This is a genomic window from Stenotrophomonas sp. PS02298, assembly GCF_029959445.1.
In the GTDB taxonomy this organism is placed as follows: Bacteria; Pseudomonadota; Gammaproteobacteria; order Xanthomonadales; family Xanthomonadaceae; genus Stenotrophomonas.
Map to the genome: position 1 here is coordinate 1 of NZ_JASCOR010000026.1, position 16315 is coordinate 16315.

At 64.9% G+C, this 16315-nt stretch carries 17 protein-coding genes and 2 tRNA genes; 2 read left to right on the forward strand and 17 right to left on the reverse strand.

What is annotated here, in order from left to right:
* Positions 1–505: 505 nt before the first annotated feature.
* The 9 genes from QMX78_RS06070 to QMX78_RS06110 all read right to left on the reverse strand — a co-directional run bounded on the left by QMX78_RS06070 (position 506) and on the right by QMX78_RS06110 (position 6260).
* Positions 506–582, reverse strand: a tRNA-Arg gene (locus QMX78_RS06070).
* Positions 583–635: 53 nt separating this feature from the next.
* Positions 636–712, reverse strand: a tRNA-Arg gene (locus QMX78_RS06075).
* A 65-nt stretch (positions 713–777) separates the two neighbouring features.
* Positions 778–1638 carry an alpha/beta fold hydrolase gene (locus QMX78_RS06080; protein WP_282267585.1) on the reverse strand — a complete coding sequence of 287 codons (861 nt, stop codon included), beginning with the start codon at positions 1636–1638 and terminating at the stop codon, positions 778–780.
* Complete coding sequence (gene thiD / locus QMX78_RS06085; RefSeq protein ID WP_282267587.1) at positions 1635–2444, reverse strand: bifunctional hydroxymethylpyrimidine kinase/phosphomethylpyrimidine kinase; 810 nt, start codon at positions 2442–2444, stop codon at positions 1635–1637. Before thiD ends, QMX78_RS06080 begins: the two co-directional genes overlap by 4 nt.
* A gap of 34 nt (positions 2445–2478) precedes the next feature.
* On the reverse strand, positions 2479–3150 hold the full coding sequence (locus QMX78_RS06090; RefSeq protein ID WP_282267589.1) for a YoaK family protein: 672 nt from the start codon (positions 3148–3150) through the stop codon (positions 2479–2481).
* Between the two features lie 12 nt (positions 3151–3162).
* On the reverse strand, positions 3163–3654 hold the full coding sequence (locus QMX78_RS06095; RefSeq protein WP_282267607.1) for a hypothetical protein: 492 nt from the start codon (positions 3652–3654) through the stop codon (positions 3163–3165).
* Positions 3655–3659: 5 nt separating this feature from the next.
* Entirely contained in the window at positions 3660–5060 is a 1401-nt protein-coding gene (locus QMX78_RS06100) for a PhoH family protein (RefSeq protein WP_282267591.1), read from the reverse strand.
* Between the two features lie 82 nt (positions 5061–5142).
* A complete protein-coding gene (locus tag QMX78_RS06105) occupies positions 5143–5622 on the reverse strand; it encodes a peroxiredoxin (protein WP_282267593.1) in 480 nt (159 codons plus the stop codon).
* Between the two features lie 77 nt (positions 5623–5699).
* Entirely contained in the window at positions 5700–6260 is a 561-nt protein-coding gene (locus QMX78_RS06110; protein WP_282267597.1) for a glycine cleavage system protein R, read from the reverse strand.
* Between the two features lie 161 nt (positions 6261–6421).
* Here QMX78_RS06110 and dapA point away from each other — a divergent pair, with 161 nt between their 5' ends.
* Entirely contained in the window at positions 6422–7315 is an 894-nt protein-coding gene (dapA, locus tag QMX78_RS06115) for a 4-hydroxy-tetrahydrodipicolinate synthase (RefSeq protein WP_282267599.1), read from the forward strand.
* A 32-nt stretch (positions 7316–7347) separates the two neighbouring features.
* Positions 7348–7863: a hypothetical protein gene (locus QMX78_RS06120; RefSeq protein ID WP_282267601.1), complete on the forward strand. Its 516-nt coding sequence runs from the start codon at positions 7348–7350 to the stop codon at positions 7861–7863.
* Between the two features lie 312 nt (positions 7864–8175).
* On the opposite strand, the gene QMX78_RS06125 is transcribed toward QMX78_RS06120, so the two are convergent.
* The 8 genes from QMX78_RS06125 to trbE are packed head-to-tail and all read right to left on the reverse strand — an operon-like array spanning position 8176 to position 16305.
* Complete coding sequence (locus tag QMX78_RS06125) at positions 8176–8418, reverse strand: DUF2274 domain-containing protein (protein WP_004883121.1); 243 nt, start codon at positions 8416–8418, stop codon at positions 8176–8178.
* Entirely contained in the window at positions 8415–9695 is a 1281-nt protein-coding gene (locus tag QMX78_RS06130; RefSeq protein ID WP_004883119.1) for a TrbI/VirB10 family protein, read from the reverse strand. The genes QMX78_RS06125 and QMX78_RS06130 overlap by 4 nt, the downstream gene beginning before the upstream one ends.
* A 2-nt stretch (positions 9696–9697) precedes the next feature.
* On the reverse strand, positions 9698–10690 hold the full coding sequence (gene trbG / locus QMX78_RS06135; protein WP_004883112.1) for a P-type conjugative transfer protein TrbG: 993 nt from the start codon (positions 10688–10690) through the stop codon (positions 9698–9700).
* Positions 10687–11391, reverse strand: coding sequence for a conjugal transfer protein TrbF (gene trbF / locus QMX78_RS06140; RefSeq protein ID WP_004883108.1), 705 nt, complete (start codon positions 11389–11391; stop codon positions 10687–10689). The genes trbG and trbF overlap by 4 nt, the downstream gene beginning before the upstream one ends.
* 29 nt (positions 11392–11420) lie before the next feature.
* Positions 11421–12785 (reverse strand): P-type conjugative transfer protein TrbL, encoded by a 1365-nt coding sequence (trbL, locus tag QMX78_RS06145; protein ID WP_004883106.1) that lies wholly within the window; start codon positions 12783–12785, stop codon positions 11421–11423.
* Positions 12782–13108 (reverse strand): hypothetical protein, encoded by a 327-nt coding sequence (locus tag QMX78_RS06150; RefSeq protein WP_004883103.1) that lies wholly within the window; start codon positions 13106–13108, stop codon positions 12782–12784. Before QMX78_RS06150 ends, trbL begins: the two co-directional genes overlap by 4 nt.
* 12 nt (positions 13109–13120) lie before the next feature.
* Positions 13121–13858: a P-type conjugative transfer protein TrbJ gene (trbJ, locus tag QMX78_RS06155; RefSeq protein WP_004883101.1), complete on the reverse strand. Its 738-nt coding sequence runs from the start codon at positions 13856–13858 to the stop codon at positions 13121–13123.
* Positions 13855–16305 carry a conjugal transfer protein TrbE gene (trbE, locus tag QMX78_RS06160; RefSeq protein ID WP_004883099.1) on the reverse strand — a complete coding sequence of 817 codons (2451 nt, stop codon included), beginning with the start codon at positions 16303–16305 and terminating at the stop codon, positions 13855–13857. Before trbE ends, trbJ begins: the two co-directional genes overlap by 4 nt.
* Positions 16306–16315: the final 10 nt, after the last annotated feature.

The window sequence follows — 16315 nt, forward strand, 5'->3', positions numbered from 1 at the left end:
GTGCCGGATGGTCGCGCTGTAGTGCCGAGCCATGCTCGGCAGGAGTCCTCCCGATAATGCCTGTGCCGAGCATGGCTCGGCGCAGTGCTACTTGCGCCGAAGCGCATTCGCTTCTTTGTGGGAGCGGCGTAAGCCGCGAAGCTGATGCTCGATCAGGTTGCGGGCCTGTGGGTGATTTCAATGGTGTCAGCTTCGCGGCTTGCGCCGCTCCTGCAGGTGCTGATGCGCCTCTGGGGGTTTGTAGGGCGGGGGCCTGCTGTGCTGATGCACTGCTGTGAAAGCCTCTGTCGAGCATGGCTCGGCACTACAGTGCTCGTGTTCCTGCGCGTCGCTGGTGCGCGCTGAAGGACGTATAGGGTGCGGTGGGGTGCCGCTGTAGAGTCGAGCCATGCTCGGCTGGAGCTCTCCTGGTAACGCCTCTGCCGAGCATGGCTCGGCACTACGGAGTGCCTGTTAAAAAACACGCATAAAAAAAACAGCAGGCAATGCCTGCTGTTTTTAGTATTGGTGCGCTCGGAGAGATTCGAACTCCCGACCACCTGGTTCGTAGCCAGGTACTCTATCCAACTGAGCTACGAGCGCTCAACATTGCTGTTGTAGTTTGAAGCGGTGCAGATTGAATCTGCGTTCTGACATGGTGCGCTCGGAGAGATTCGAACTCCCGACCACCTGGTTCGTAGCCAGGTACTCTATCCAACTGAGCTACGAGCGCGTCGTTGCCAGGAGCGAGATTATGCGGATTTGAGACGTTTGCGTCAACGCTTTTGTGAAAATTTCTTAATCTTCGGGATGAATCAGTGTCGAAGCCACGTTCTGCGGTGATTTCATCCAGTGAAAGTGGTCGGCGCGTGCACCCAGGTCACGTGACGACAGTACTTTCAGGCTGCGTGCCGACGTTGGAAGCTTGGCCAGCAGCTGCTGCATCGAACTGACCGGTGCCAGCCAATCACTGTCCAGTACCACGGCGCGCGTCGCTGCGGTGATACGACGCATGCCAGCTTCAAGGTCGATTGGCATCCCCTGTGCGGCGTAATGATTGCTCAGGCCCACGCGCGCCCAGTCGCGTATCAGTCCACGCGCTTCAGTACCGCCGAAACCGACGCGTCGGCCGGGCAGGGTGCCATTACGTTGTGCAAGCCATGGCAGGAAGCGATAGGCCAGCGGCAACAGCCAGCCACGCGGTGGCGGAAAGCTGCGCCACCAGGGCGTGCCGCTTGCGACCAGCCACAATGCGTCGAGCTCGGCGTCGCGTAGGCCGGCGTAACAGCAGCTGAGCTGACCGCCGAGGCTGTGGCCGCCCAACCGGAACGGCAGGCCGGGCAGTGCACCATGCACGGCTGCTTCGGCGGCCGGCAGATCGAGCTGTAGCAGTTCCTTGTAGCCCCAATCGTGGCTGCGGTCCGGGCGCAGAGTGCTGCTGCCGTTGCCGCGCCATTCGTGCAGGAAGACCGCAATGCCGCGGACGGCGAGGGCCTCGGCGAAAAGTTGGTAATGGCGCGCAGCCACGCCCAGCGCCGGCAGCCACAACAGGCAGGCGCGGGGCTGAGCGGGCAGGTAGGTCAGCAGTTCGAAGCTGTGGCCATCGGTGCAGTTGACTGGAACCGCCATTGTCTTGAAATGCGGGGAGTTCGTACTCATGCCGAAGGTGCCGCGCCAAAATGATCCAGCACCATCACTTCGCTGCGGCCCGGGTGATAGCCACCCTGCAGGCCGCGTGCGACATAGTCGATCGCCGCTTCGCAGGCATTGGCCAGCGACAGTCCGCAGCACAGCTGCGCCGCGATGGCCGAGGCCAGCGTGCAGCCGGTGCCGTGGGCATCCACCGGCAGGCGGACATGGCTGAATTCCTCGCGGCTGACACCGTCGAAGTAACGATCAACGACGCGGTTGCCTTCCAGTAGATGGCCGCCTTTGAGCAGCACTGCGCCAGCGCCCATCTCGATCAATGCGGCAGCTGCATCTTCGGCCTCGTCGCCATTGCCGATGCTGCGCCCAAGCAGGAGTTCTGCTTCGGGTGTGTTGGGTGTCAGCAGGGTGGCAAGTGGCAGCAGGCGTTCGCGCATCGCGCGCAGGGCGCTGTCCTCAAGCAGCTTGGCGCCGCTGGTGGCGACCATCACCGGATCGAGCACGATATGGGTGGGGCATCGCTGCTCCAGTACATCGGCAACCAGGTGGATCACATCGGCGTTGGCGAGCATGCCCAGCTTGACCGCATGGATGTCGAAATCGTCGAAGCAGGCGTCCAGCTGCGCCTGCAGGAACGGCAACGGTGGCACGTGCACGGCGGTGACGCCGCGGGTGTGCTGTGCAGTGAGGGCGGCGATCGCTGACAGGCCGTGCACGCGGTGGGCGGCAAAGGCCTTGAGGTCGGCTTGGATGCCGGCACCGCCGCCGGAGTCGGAGCCGGCAATGGTGAGGGCGGAAACGGGTGTGGAAGGGCTCATGCGTCGATTGTGCAGGGTTTGCCCGCCGCCTGCCTCAAGCTTGGCGGCGCGTTACCCATTGCCGGTACAGCACGTAGCCCAGGCCGGTAAGTCCGGTCAGTACAGCGGGGACAAGCAGTGCGTCGTACTGCCAGCGTGCGAACAGCCAGGCGCCGAGGATGCCGCCGGCCAGGAAGCCACTGATGATCAGGCCGCTCAGGGTCAGTCGGTGCATCGGCACCGGCAGGCCGCGCAGCAGGTGGCCCAGGCCGATACCCAGGTCGGTGAACATGCCACTCAGGTGGGTGGTGCGAACGACGGCGCCACTGAAGGTGGTGACCATCGCGTTCTGCAGCCCGCAGGCCATGGCGGCAGCCAGTGCGCCCCAGATCTGCTGCTGTTTGAACAGCGGGATGGCCAGCAGCAACAAGGCTGATTCCAGCGCCAGTGCGATGCCGTAACGGCGGCCGAGCTGCAGGGTGCTGTCCTGGATGATCAGGCCGCTGAGCACTGCGCCAAGGGCAAAGGCGATCAACAGCCCCCACAGGTGCCCGACCGAGCGCCAGTCGGCATGCGCAAGGGCAATGCCGAGCTGGCTGGTGCTGCCGGTGAGGTGGCTGACGGCTTGGTGTTCAAACCCCAGGAAACCGACAACGTTGACGATGCCGGCGACGCAGGACAGCACGATGGCGCCAATCCAGACCCAGGTGGGCAGGCGAACCTTCATACCGACGCCGGATCAGGGCTTGGACAGCGCGCCGTTGCGCTCGATGCTGGAGAACGTGCCGGCTTGTGGGTCGTACACCGCGCCCCAGAACTGCGCGCCGCCATCACAGACACGGATCGCCTCGCGGGCAGGGTTGATGTCGCTGTGGTCGGGTAGGGTAAAGGCGTTGATGTAGATCAGGCGCTTGCCGCTGGACTCGAAGCCCACGTACTGCCGGCCGGACAGGGCCGGCTCGGCAATGCTGGGTTGCAGTTGTGCCAGCTGGCTTTCCAGTGCGTCGATATCGGCGCGGCTGGGCGCCCAGTAACCGGTGACTTCACCGGCATGCTTGGCCGGGCTGTCGCGCGAGCAGGTGTCAAGCACCTGCGCGGCGACCACGGGGCGGGTGACAACCCAGGACTGTCCGGTTTTGACCGCCGTCGGTACGCTGCCGGGGCGCGTGTTCGACGGCGTGCAGGCTGCCAGCGTGAGTGTTGCCGCAGCCAGCAGGGACAGCGTGTGCAGATGTTTCACAAAACCTCCGAAGCGTAATCGGCCAGACGCGAGCGTTCGCCCCGGCGCAGTGTGATGTGCGCACTGTGCGGCCAATTCTTGAAACGGTCCACCGCATAGGTGAGGCCGGAGGTGGTTTCGGTGAGGTAGGGCGTATCGATCTGCTCGACGTTGCCCAGGCAGACGATCTTGGTGCCGGGGCCGGCGCGGGTGATCAAGGTCTTCATCTGCTTCGGGGTGAGGTTCTGCGCCTCGTCCAGGATCAGGTAGCGCGACAGGAAGGTGCGGCCGCGCATGAAGTTCATCGAGCGGATCTTGATGCGGCTGGCCAGCAGGTCATTGGTGGCCGCACGGCCCCAGGCGCCGCCGTCCTGGTTGTGGGTCAGCACTTCCAGGTTGTCGGTGAGTGCGCCCATCCACGGTGTCATCTTTTCTTCTTCGGTGCCGGGCAGGAAGCCGATGTCCTCGCCCACGCTGACCGTGGCGCGGGTCATGATGATCTCGCGGTATCGCTGGGTGTCCATGGTCTGCGCCAGGCCGGCGGCCAGTGCCAGCAGGGTCTTGCCGGTGCCGGCGGTGCCGAGCAGGGTGACGAAGTCGATCTCCGGGTCCATCAGCGCATTGAGGGCGAAGTTCTGCTCGCGGTTGCGCGCGGTGATGCCCCACACCGAATGCGAGCCGTGGCGGAAGTCGTTGACTACCGACAAGGTGATGCGGCCATCGCCCTCGACCTTGCTGACCTTGAGCTCTACTTCGTCGTCGCCGGCCAGGTAGGCGTACTGGTTGGGATGCCAGTCCTCGTCGTCGGCGGCCTGGATTTCGTAGCTGGTGCGGCCCTTGTCGCTCCAGCTGCGCAGGCTTTCGCTGTGCTTCTTCCAGAAATCCTCCGGCAGCACGGTGGCGCCGGTGTAGAGCAGGCTGAAGTCGTCCAGCGCGCGATCGTTTTCGTAGTCTTCCGAATCGATGCCGGCGATGGCGGCCTTGATCCGCAGGTTGATGTCCTTGGAGATGAACACCACCGGGGTTTCCGGGTGTTCTTCTTTCAAGGCCAGGATCGCGCCGAGGATGGCGTTGTCCGGGATCACCTTGCCAAAGCTCTTGCCGGCCTCGAAATGGCTGGTCTGGAAGTAGAGGTTGCCGGCGCTCTGTGCGCCGCGTAGCTGCAGGCCCTTGGGTCGTGCCAGCGGCACGCCGTTCTGCACGCTGCCGATGCCGGCCTGTTCGATCAGCTCATTGAGGAAGCGGCTCACCTGGCGGGCATTGCGGCTCGCTTCGGTGGTGCCCTTCTTGCCGTTGTCCAGCTCCTCGATCACCTGCATTGGCAGGTAGACATCATGTTCCTCGAATTTGAACAGCGCGGTCGGATCGTGCATCAGCACGTTGGTATCCAGTACGTAGATGCGCTTGCCTCGGGTCATCGTCTATTCCTGGTGGCGGGACAGGGTCACGCCATCGCACCTGCTGGGCAGGGCGATGGCGTGGGTTGGAACGGGATGTGGGTCACTTGGTTTGAGCGGCCTTCAGTGCTTCAAGCACGGCATCGGCATGGCCGGCGACCTTGACCTTGCGCCATTCCTGCACGAGCTGGCTGTCAGGAGAGATCAGGAAGGTGCTGCGTTCGATGCCTCGCACCTGCTTGCCGTACATGTTCTTCATCTTGATCACGTCGAAGGCGCTGCATAGCGCTTCGTCGGCGTCACTGATCAGTGGGAACTTGAAACCCTGCTTGGCGCAGAAGTTGTCGTGCGACTTCACGGAGTCGCGGGAGATGCCGAACACCTGTGCACCGGCGCGCTTGAAACTGGGAAGCAGGGCGTTGAAGTCCAGGCCTTCGGTGGTGCAGCCGGGGGTGCTGTCCTTCGGGTAGAAGTACAACGCCAACCATTGGCCGGCGAGTTCGCCGAGGCTGGTGGTGGTGCCGCCGGACAGGGCCAGGGGCAGGGCTAGGGTGTTTCGGTCCAGGGTATCGCCGATGTTCATCAGATCCTTTCCGGAGCCTGGGGTAGTTCGATTGCAATTACATGAAACGCTGCGCGCCTGTGATGGGCGCGCGAATTTCAGAACTTCATCGGGTCCATGATCGCGTCCAGGTTGAGGTGGTCGCAGAACTCGAGGAAATCGTCGCGCAGGGCGGCGATGTGCATGTTGGAGGGTACGCCAATGGTGATCTGCGCAGAGAACATTTCCGCGCCGGTCTGCATGGCCTGGTAACGGGTGCTCTGCAGGTTCTCGATGGTGATGCCCTGGCGGTCGAAGAAATCGGCCAGCTGGAACAGGATGCCCGGCTTGTCGGCGGCAACGACTTCAACGATGTAGGGCAGCAGGTTGGACTGCGCCTGCTTGGCAGCGGTGCGGTACCAGACCAGCTTCAGGTTCTCTTCGCGCTCAAGCCGGGTCAGCATGGCTTCGAGCTTGGCGACGGCATCCCAGGAACCGGTGGCCAGGGTGGTCACCGAGACATCGCGGCCGACCGTGGACAGGCGGGCATCGACCAGGTTGCAGCCGCTGTCGGCAATTCGACGGGTGACGGACAGCAGGGGGGACTCCGGATGCGTCGTATAGGCGTTGATCAGGAGGTGGTTTTCGGTCGGCAGCGGCCGCGGCGTGGTGTCGGTCAAGGTGGTTCCGGGTGCTAGGTAAGTCTGAACAACACCGTTTGGGGGTTGTTCGCTGGTGTCCAGCATACTTGCCCGTGCTTTCGACCGGCAAGTAACATGCCTTCGGTCACGAACCCGCCGCTCGGCGGGCTTCTTTACCCCCACGAAGAGCGACTGACCCTTTGTCCATATCTGGTCTCATCACCGCGCTGGCGACGCCTTTCAAGGCTGACGGCGCACTCGATCCCGACGGCTGGCAGCGCCTGCTGGCGCAGCAGCTCAAGGGCGGCGTCCAGGGTGTGGTGGTAGCTGGCTCCACCGGCGAAGCCTCCACCCTGTCCGACGATGAATACGATGGCCTGCTGCGCAGCGCCGTTGCCGCCATTGGCGGCAAGGTGCCGGTGCTGGCCGGGACCGGCCTGTCCGGCACCGCCAAGACGATTGCTCTGACCAAACGCGCGGCCGCCAATGGCGCCACCCATGCGCTGGTGGTCACCCCGCCCTATGTGCGGCCCACCCAGGAAGGCCTGCGTCAGCATTACCTGGCCGTGGCCGAACACGGTGGCCTGCCGGTGCTGCTGTATAACGTGCCCGGGCGCACTGGCTGCGACCTGCTGCCGGAGACCGTCGCCGAACTGGCCGCGCATCCGAACATCATCGGTATCAAGGAAGCGGTGGGCGATACCACCCGCCTGAAGGCCCTGCTGGAGCTGCGCAGCGACAGCTTCGCCATCCTCAGTGGCGATGACGGCTCGGCAGCCCGTTCCATGTTGTCTGGCGCCGATGGCCTGATTTCGGTCGGCTCCAACGTGCTGCCTGGCGCCTACCGTACCCTGTGTGACCTGGCCCGCGCCGGTCAGCACGAGGCGGCCGAGGCCTGGGATGCCCGCCTTGAGCCGTACCACGATTTCTGCGGTGTCGAGTCCAACCCCATTCCGGTCAAGGCGCTGCTGCAGCGCATCGGCATCGGTGATGGGCTGCGCTTGCCGCTGCTCCCGCTTTCCGCGCAATACCACGCACATGCCGATCATCTGGCCGCTGACGTGGGTGCGTTGGAAGAACTATCCAGCCGCTGATCCGGCGGCCTTTGAACTCTGGAGATTCACCCATGCGTCAAACCTCTACCGTTCGCGTGTTCTCGCTGGTGCTGCTGGGCGTGGTCACCGCCGTGGCCACCTCTGGCTGCTTCTTCAAGCGCGGTGCGCGCGGCGACTACGCGCTGGCCCCGGAAGCACGTCCGCTGGAAGTGCCGCCGGATCTGAACCTGCCCAACACCTCTGGCTCGGCGCCGATCCCGGCACTGGCCTCGGCGACCAAGCCGGCGGCTGCCCCGGCCGCTACCGTGGCCTCGTCGCAGAGCGGTTTTACCGTCAGCGGCAGCCGGGACGACGTGTTCGGTAAGGTCGGCGACGCGCTTGCCGGCGTCGAAGGCCTGACCATTGCCAGCCGTGCGCAGTTGCTGGGCAGCTACGATGTCGCCTACGAAGGCAGCAACTTCCTGGTGCGCGTGGTCGCAACCGACGCTGGCGCTTATGTGTCGGCGGTCGATCCGCGCGGCATGCCGGCCACTGACGCCGCTGCAACCAAGCTGATCGCAACGCTGAAGGCCAAGCTGGTCGGTTGATCGCGCTGGCGGGGCAATAAAAAATGTCCGCAGTCAAGCGATTGTTGAAATCAGCCTGATGGCCGGAAGTCTATATGGGGTGCGGGTTTGGCTCTACTTCGGGCCGCCTTGCGGGGCTGTGGCGTTGTGGGCTGGGAGCCACATAGGAGCTTCGCGGTAGAAAGCCCGAGCGTGCTGCATCGGGGGCGGTTGCCTGCAGGCGGTAGCCGCGTTTGGTCTTCATAGCCCAATCGGTCGCCGTCCTCCAGAATGAAGAACGCGCAGCCTTGGGCTGCGCGTTTGAGGGATGGCCGCCAGCGGAAACCGGCATCATCAGCTTGGCTTCGGCGGCGCGGCCTTGCCCGCGCCTCCCTTCCTGAATCCCCGATCTCCGACCATGAAGGCTTCTAGCATGTGCGGAATTAGCACCGTGGCATCGACCGCCTCGCCGTAGGTCTGCGCGTGCAGCGTAGCGTAGCGGTCGAGGTCGGCTTTCAGGCTGGCCGGGCAAGCAAAAGTCAGCTTCGTGGATTCCGTTTTCGGCAGCGGCCCGAGCCGTAGCTTGCGCGTCGTCATCGCGAAGTCCCCCTGTTGAAGAAAAGTGGCTGGTACGGCCGCAGCACCAGATCGCGGTTGACGATGATGCGAACCGGCAAGCCGGGGCGCTCCGTCAAGGTGGGCTGGATGTTGAGGTTGCGCCGGGTCATCTCCTGACCGACCTGATTGATGCTGTCCTGGGCGCTATCGCGGCCGGCGATGATGACGCGATCACCGTCCTGCCGGTTCTCCGGCGCAGCCAGTTCGGCACCGATGCCCAGTAGCGTCGTCAGTGCCGCACCGGCAAAGACGCGATCCCAATGCCAATCCACATCATCTTCCAAGCCGGCGTAGCCGGCCGGATCGGTGCCGGCCAAGTTGTCGAGCTTGAGCGAAGACGTGTCGGGCAGGATGATCCGGTTCCACACCACTTGCACGCGGCTCTGCCCGTAGCTGACCTGGCTGTTGTATTTGCCCAGGATGCGTGACCCCTGCGGGATCAGCAGGAACTTGCCGGTAGCCGTGTCATAGACCGGCTCCGTCACTGTGGCGATCACATCGCCCGGCAAGTCCGACTTGATGCCCGTCACCAGCGCCCCGGCGACCACCGTTCCGGCCATGACCTGATACGGCGACGCCGGCAGCGTCAGGTTGCCGGAATCACGGGCTTCCGTGGTTCCGGCTTTCTGGAATGCCTCTTTCTGGTCTTGCCGGTTCTGCACGGCGGTCGGGTCGGCGGGCTGGGCCGCCGTCGACGCAGGCCCGGCCGCCAGCGGGTCGAAGGCCGCATTGGCGGTGAAGCCCGGCGCAGCGGCTACCTGTGTCTGCGCCACCGGCGCGGCCTTCTGCGAACCAGAGCGGAAGAACACCGCCGATGCCGCTGCTGCTTCGGCTTCCTTGCGCAACGCGTCGTTGGGGTCGTTGCCGGGGGCCGCGTAGGCGGCCGTCACCGGCTGCTGCGACTTCACAATGGCCGGGCCAAGATCGCCTGGCAGCGGCGGCCCCAACTCCGGCACGGATGCCGCCAAGGGGGGCGGCAGCTTCGAGTAGTCCGCCGGCAGCGCGTCCAACCCTTCGGACTTCGAGACGCGATCGACGTTGTAAAGCTCGGTCTGCTCGCCTGCACCGCGCCGCTGCGGTTGCAGCGACCACATCAGCGCGCCGAGCACAGCGACCGAGAGACCGCCGACGAGGATGGCCAGCGTGCGCCGGTTCAGGCGCGTGACCGGGCGCGGTTGGGCGCGCAGCGCAACTGCCTCGGGTGCCACCTTGCCCGCATGCGGCGTGGCGAGGTCGGGAGTGTCGTCCTGGCTCATGGTCAGTTCCTCCGCGCCAAGCCATCCGTGCGTTCGATACGCACCACGTCACCCTTGTCGCCGCCCAGGCGCAGTTCGGCCGCGCCGAACAGCCGATCCACGATGTAGTAAGGCGAGCGAAAACGGTAATTCACCAGTTGTCCGTCGCCCTGCGCGCCGATGACGAACAGCGGTGGCAGCTCGCCTTGGGCGATTCCCGGCGGGAACTGGATATAGACCTTCTCGCCATCGTCGAAGGCGCGCAGCGGCTTCCACGGCGGATTGCTGCCTGAGACGGAATATCGGAAGCGGATCTTCTCCAGCGACAGTCCGGTATCGACCGGTGCGGCGGCGCTAGCCGCCTGCGACTGGCGCTGCAAGGCCAACATCCGGTCTTTTGGGTAGTCCCAGGACACCGACGCCATCCATGCCTTTTCCGTCGAGGTCAGTTCCAGCAGGTATGTTCTGCGACTGGTGGTGATGACCAAATTCGTCTTGAGGCCTGAGCGGATGGGCTTGACCAGCACATTGATGCGCATCGCGTCGCCGCTGCCGCTGGACGTGTCACCGACGATCCAGCGCACGGTATCGCCGGCTGCGACCGTCACTAGTTCCTCGCCCGGCTGCAAGGAAACCACGGTCACGCGTCCCGGCGCGGCATAGACTTGGTAGAGCGCACCATCGGTGAAGGGCCACACCTGAATCGCATTGACGTAGCCCTCGCGCGTGGGCGCGATGCGCGCCTCGGCATTGGCACGGGAAACGCGCACCTTCTCATCGGCCGGCTCCGGCTTAGCCGGGGCCGCGTCCAACTCGTGCAGCGGCTTCAACTGCGCTGGCAGCGCCAGCGGCTCGGGCATGGCGACGACTTCCACTGGAGCAGGCGGCTCCGGCAGCGGCTGTGCCTGCACCGGCTCATCGAGCGAAATGGACGGAGGCGGCTTGCCCTGCGAAGCGCAGCCCGACAGGGCCACCACGGTCAGCGCGAAAGCGTATAAGCGGAAAGACAGGTTCATGGCTTGGCTCCTTCAGAAGAATCCAGTTCGCGGCTCCACGACAGGCCGTTGACGTAGATACCCAGCGGGTTCTTGCGCAGGCGCTGTTCGGTGCGCGGGGTTTGCAGGACGGTGGAAAGCACCGCGTTCCATCGCTCGGTCCCGGCGGGGGCACCGTTGATGAACCGTTGCTCCGTCCAACGGACGTTGAACGAGGCATCGCTGGCGCGTACCACGCTGGTGATCTGCACCGTCACCGACTCGCGGCCAACACGGGCGAAAGGATCGTTCTTGCTGGCGTAGTCGTTGAGCACCGCCGCGCCTTTGTCGGTGGTGTAGTCGTAGGCGTCCAGCCAGTTTTGCCGCACCACGATGGGATCGATAGACAGCGAGCGCACCAGCGTCACGAAGCGCGCCAGGTGGTGCGCGATCTGCGCATCGGCGGGCCGGTACGGCGTGGCGGCTTCGCCGACGGCGCGCACCTGCCCCGACTGATCGACCTCGATGACGTAAGGGGTGACGATGGACTGCGCCGAGCGCCACACCAGGCCACCGGCCATCAGCAGCGCAAGCGTGAGGCAGCCGAAGGCCATAAAACGCCAGTTCTTGGCCTGGACGCGGGCCGAGCCGATGCGCTCGTCCCACACCTGCGCGGCGGATTGGTACGGGGTGGCAGGCTGCGGCGTGTCGGCATAGCGCACCTGCGGGCGTTTGAATCGCATAGGGTTCTCCTTGGTGGTCAGGTATCGGGTCACGCATCGGGGCGCAGGCTTGGGCCTTGCCCTGAGCCGCCGCCGTCGCCACTGCGCAGCGTGTGGGCTGCGGTGGTTGCGGCATGGGTGATCTGCTGGCGGCGGTGCATCCGCTTTGCCCAGGCGGGTTGCTCTTGCTTCGGCGCGCTGGCTGCGCCTTCGCCTGCGGCGGCCTGGCCGGAACCGGCAGCGCCGACATCCGCACCGTTCCATCCTGCCCGGAAGGAGTCGGCCACCTTCTGACCGGCAGCGGAAGCGCCCGATGCAGCTCGGCGGCCTGCCGCTTGCGCGCCGGTCTTGGCGACATTGCCGAGGCCCGCAGCCGCGCCTTTAGCCCCGCCGCCCGCAGCGGCGGAACCGGCCTGGAATGCGGACTTGGCGCTGCTGGCCGCCGACGTGGCGGCGCGTGCGCCGCTCCCGGCCAGCTTTGCGGCGGCCGGGGCCATGCGTGCGCCCGCCATGACGGCACCGCCCACGCCGGTCGCGGCGGCACCGATGGCAACACCCGTGCCTACCGCGCCGACGGCAGCGCCCGCCATCGCACCCGCGCCGAGCTGCGGCGCACCGGACACAAGGCCCGTGGCGATGCCGGGGCCGAAGATGCCCAGCGCCAGCAAGGCAAGCGAAGCCAGCATCACGACAAGCGCATGGTCGATGGAAGGCTCGTCGGGATGAACCTGGAACTCCGCGAACAGGCCCGAGCCGATGCCGACGATTACCGCCAGCACCAAGACCTTGATGCCTGACGAAACCACATTGCCGAGCACCTTTTCCGCGAGGAACGAGGTTTTGTTCCAGAGCGCAAACGGGATCAAGACGAAGCCGGCAAGCGTGGTCAGCTTGAACTCGATCAACGTGATGAAAAGCTGAACCGCGAGCACGAAGAAACAGAGGATCACCACCAGCCAAGCGATGAACAGCACCACGATGGGGTCGAGGTTCACGAACACTTCGGGGAAGCCGGCCATGTCACCGATCTGGTCGAGGATCGGCGCAGCGGCGTCGATGCCGGTCTTGGCAAGCCGACCCGGCTGCAAGAAGTTCTCCATCGTTATGGCCGAGCCAGTGGCGGTGATGCCTAGCCCGGCGAACGAGCGGAACACGATGCTCGACAGCCAATTGAAGTTACCGATGATGTAGGCGAAGGCACCGACGTAAAGCACCTTGCGCAGCAGCTTGGCGATCACGTCCTCGCCCTGGCCGGTCGCATGGCTCATGGCCCAATACAGACCGGCAATGGTCATGTCGATGACAATGAGAGTGGCCGTCAGGAACGCGACTTCGCCTTGCAGCAGACCGAAACCGGAGTCGATGTAGCGCGAGAAGGTATCGAGGAATCTGTCGATGATCGTTACGTCGTTCATGGCGTGTCCTCCGCAGCGGCGAGCGACGCATCACCTTCCGGCGCGTCGTCGGTTGGCGTGTCGAAACTCGCCGGAATCGGCGGCAGTTCTGCCAGCGTCCGGTATTCGTCCGGCCCAGTCTGGCCGGTGAAGAAGCGCCGCCGGAAGGCTTCGGCAGCGGCGCGACAGGTGTCTTCGCCTGCGGTTTGCCGGTCGGCTGCGCATTGGGCGCGCAGCGCCTTGAGCCGCACGGGATCGGCGGCCAAGGTGGCGGTCAGGTCTTCAGCCGGCTGCTGGCCGCATGCGGTCAGCAGCACGGCCAGCAGGACAGGAACGCATCGCATGGCCGCCTCCCGTCAGTTGTTGTAGAAGTTGACGGACTGCGGTGTGTACGGCGTGCCGGTGCCCAGGAAGCGCCGCCGCACTTCGCGGGCGCGCTCGGTGGCCGCTGCCTGCCGCGCCAGCTCCAGCGAGGCCGCCCTGTCTTGTGTGATCTGGAGCTGCTGGGCCTGGATGGACTGCTTGGCCTGCAAGGCGAGAAGCTGGTTCGTTGCCTGCATCGCTTGCAGCGCACCCGTGGCCGATTGGCTTTGGCTCACGAGGTCGGCCAGCGCGCTTTCGTCTTGCGTCAGGTTCTGCGACACCTGCGCCTGCATCCGCATCGCGGTGTGCAGGCCGTCGAGCGTGTTCTTCCAGCGTTCGCGTGCGTCCTGTGCCATGCGGTCGCCGCTGATGGTGGCGGCGTACTGCTCCGGGTACAGGCGCGAGAACGTGGCATCCATGCTCTGCACGTCGTAGGCCAGCCCTTGCGCCTCGGCAATCAGGCGTTCAGTCGTGGCGAGCGTCGAGCGCAGCCGGTTGACGATGTTGAAGTCGAGATTCGCCAGGTTGCGCGCCTGGTTCATCAACATCTGCGCTTCGTTCTGGAGCTGGTTGATCTGGTTGTTGATCTGCTCCAGCGTGCGGATGGCAGTCAGCGTGTTCTGCACCAAGTTGACGGGATCAACGAAAGTGAGCGCCGCCGCTGGCTGAGCGAGCATCAGCGAGCCGGCCAGCGCGGCGGCGAGCGAAACGGAAAGTACACGGGTCTTCATGGCGAAATCTCCAGGGGTTGAGTAGCGAGGAAAGAAGCCGCCGACGGCGAGGACGGCAGCAGGTCGGCGGCCCAATCGAGGCCGCGATGGCGTAGCCACGCACCGGCGAAGCCGGGAGCGCCGGCCTGCGTCAGCACTCGGTCAATGTCGCGTTGGTCTTGCGGTGTGGATGCGCCCGAGAAGGCGAGCGCGGCTGGCCCCAGGTCGAGGTCGAACAGACGATTGCCCAGGCGCGATTGGTAGTAGTAGTCGCGCTTGGGCTGCGCGGTGGCGACGATTTCGATTTGCCGACTGTTGAGGCCAAAGCCCTCGTAGACCGTGCGAATCTGCGGCTCGGTCGCCTGCGGGTTGGGCAAGAAAATCCGGCTCGCGCAGCTTTCGATGATCGCGGGCGCGATGGTCGAATCCTTGATGTCGGCAAGCGACTGCGTGGCGAAGATCACCGACACGTTTTTCTTGCGCAGAGTTTTCAACCATTGCCGGATGCGTGCCGCGAAGGACGGTTCATCAAGGAATAGCCAGGCTTCATCGAGAATCAGCAGCGTGGGAGCACCGTCGAAACGTGCATCGAAGCGGGCGAACAAGTAGCGCAGCACCGCTTGCACGGCGGCGGGGCTGTGCATTAGCTCTTCCATCTCAAAGCCCTGCACGTCGCCGCTGCCGAGCCGGTCGCGGTCGGCATCCAGTAGCTTGCCGTGCGCGCCGCCCAGCACATACGGCGACAATGCCTGCCGCAGCGCGTTCGATTGCAGCAGCACCGAAAGCCCGGTCATCGTGCGCTGCTCCACCGGCGCACCAGCGAGGCTGCCGAGCGCCGACCAAATGGCGGCTTTCTCGTCGGGGCCGACGGTCACGCCTTCATGCAGCAGGCGGCCTTCGATCCACTCGGCGGCCCAGGTGCGATAGCCTTCGCTGTCGATACGGGCCAAGGGCTGAAAGGCAATGGCGCCGTCCGCGCCGAGGTCGTAGTGTTCGCCGCCCAGGCCCAGCACCGTCGCCCGCATGGATCGCCCCATGTCGAAGGCGAAGATGCGCGAGCCGCCATAGCGGCGGAACTGCAAGGCGAGCATCGCCAGCAGGACAGATTTTCCCATGCCCGTCGGCCCCGCGACCAGCGTATGCCCCACGTCGCCGATGTGCGTCACCAGCCGGAACGGCGTCGCGCCATCCGTGCGCGTGACGATCAGCGGCGGGCCGTCGAGATGGGCGTTTTTCTCCGGCCCAGCCCACACGGCGGACACCGGCATCATGTGCGCCAGATTCAGCGTCGAGACGATGGGCTGGCGCACGTTGGCATAGGCATTGCCTGGTATGGACGACAGCCACGCATCGACTGCATTTAAGGTTTCGGGGATGGTGACGAAGCCACGTCCTTGGATGACACGTTCCACCATGCGCAGCTTTTCGTCGGCTACGGCAGGGTCGTCATCGAACACCGTCACCGTGGCGGTGAGGTAGCCGAAGGCGACTTGATCGCTGCCAAGCTCTTGCAAGGCGGCATCCGCGTCGGCCGCCTTGTTGCTGGCATCCGTGTCCACCAGCGGCGATTCCTGCTGGAAGATGGTTTCGCGCAGTAGCGCAATGACATTCTTCCGTTTCGCAAACCACTGGCGACGCAGGCGGCCCAGCTCCTTTTCCGCCTCGGCTTTATCGAGGCAGAGAAACCGGGTACTCCAGCGATAGGCAAAGCCCAGGCGATTGAGGTCGTCCAGCAGGCCCGGCCAGGTCGAGGTCGGAAAGCCCCGCACCGACACCACGCGCAGATGCTGGTCACCCAGCATGGGCGCAAGGCCGCCGACTAGGGCGGAATCGGCCAGCAGTGCGTCGAGGTGGAAAGGCACCTCGGGCACGGCCAGCCGGTAGCGCCGCGTGGACACCGTGGCGTGAAGATAAGTCAGCGTCGCGGCATCGTCCAACCAGACGATTTCTGGCATCACGCCATCGAGCAGGTCGAAAACCCGATCCGTTTCTGCCAGGAAGGCGTCAAGCCGACCGCGCCAGTCCACACCATCGCCCGGCGCGTGCTCGTAGAGCAGCTTGGCTGCACGAGCGCGGGATTCCTCCGGCGGCAGATAGGCTAGCGTCAGGTGATAGCTGCTTTCGTAGTGGTTCCCCGATTCCTCAAAGGCAGCGCGGCGTTCTTCGTCCACCAGCCAGGACAGCGGTTCGGGAAAGTCGGAATGCGGATAGTCCGCGGCCGACTGGCGCTCGGCTTCCACGAACAGCGCCCAGCCCGAACCCAGCCGGCGCAACGCGTTGTTTAGCCGTGCCGTCGTGGCGATCAATTCGCCCTGCGTGGCGCTGTCCAGATCAGGCCCGCGAAAGCGCGCCGTGCGCTGAAACGAGCCATCCTTGTTCAGCACCACGCCCGGCGCGATCAGCCCAGCCCAGGGAAGCCAGTCGGCCAGCAAGGCGGGCCGCTGGCGGTATTCGGCAAGGTTAAGCATGGCGGCGTCT

What these genes read in the sequence shown, in the direction of transcription:
- QMX78_RS06080 (WP_282267585.1), bottom strand. Translation starts at nt 1,638, where the DNA reads ATGAGTACGAACTCCCCGCATTTCAAGACAATGGCGGTTCCAGTCAAC.
- thiD (WP_282267587.1), bottom strand. Translation starts at nt 2,444, where the DNA reads ATGAGCCCTTCCACACCCGTTTCCGCCCTCACCATTGCCGGCTCCGAC.
- QMX78_RS06090 (WP_282267589.1), bottom strand. Translation starts at nt 3,150, where the DNA reads ATGAAGGTTCGCCTGCCCACCTGGGTCTGGATTGGCGCCATCGTGCTG.
- QMX78_RS06100 (WP_282267591.1), bottom strand. Translation starts at nt 5,060, where the DNA reads ATGACCCGAGGCAAGCGCATCTACGTACTGGATACCAACGTGCTGATG.
- QMX78_RS06105 (WP_282267593.1), bottom strand. Translation starts at nt 5,622, where the DNA reads ATGAACATCGGCGATACCCTGGACCGAAACACCCTAGCCCTGCCCCTG.
- QMX78_RS06120 (WP_282267601.1), top strand. Translation starts at nt 7,348, where the DNA reads ATGCGTCAAACCTCTACCGTTCGCGTGTTCTCGCTGGTGCTGCTGGGC.
- QMX78_RS06125 (WP_004883121.1), bottom strand. Translation starts at nt 8,418, where the DNA reads ATGACGACGCGCAAGCTACGGCTCGGGCCGCTGCCGAAAACGGAATCC.
- QMX78_RS06130 (WP_004883119.1), bottom strand. Translation starts at nt 9,695, where the DNA reads ATGAGCCAGGACGACACTCCCGACCTCGCCACGCCGCATGCGGGCAAG.
- trbG (WP_004883112.1), bottom strand. Translation starts at nt 10,690, where the DNA reads ATGAACCTGTCTTTCCGCTTATACGCTTTCGCGCTGACCGTGGTGGCC.
- trbF (WP_004883108.1), bottom strand. Translation starts at nt 11,391, where the DNA reads ATGCGATTCAAACGCCCGCAGGTGCGCTATGCCGACACGCCGCAGCCT.
- trbL (WP_004883106.1), bottom strand. Translation starts at nt 12,785, where the DNA reads ATGAACGACGTAACGATCATCGACAGATTCCTCGATACCTTCTCGCGC.
- QMX78_RS06150 (WP_004883103.1), bottom strand. Translation starts at nt 13,108, where the DNA reads ATGCGATGCGTTCCTGTCCTGCTGGCCGTGCTGCTGACCGCATGCGGC.
- trbJ (WP_004883101.1), bottom strand. Translation starts at nt 13,858, where the DNA reads ATGAAGACCCGTGTACTTTCCGTTTCGCTCGCCGCCGCGCTGGCCGGC.
- trbE (WP_004883099.1), bottom strand. Translation starts at nt 16,305, where the DNA reads ATGCTTAACCTTGCCGAATACCGCCAGCGGCCCGCCTTGCTGGCCGAC.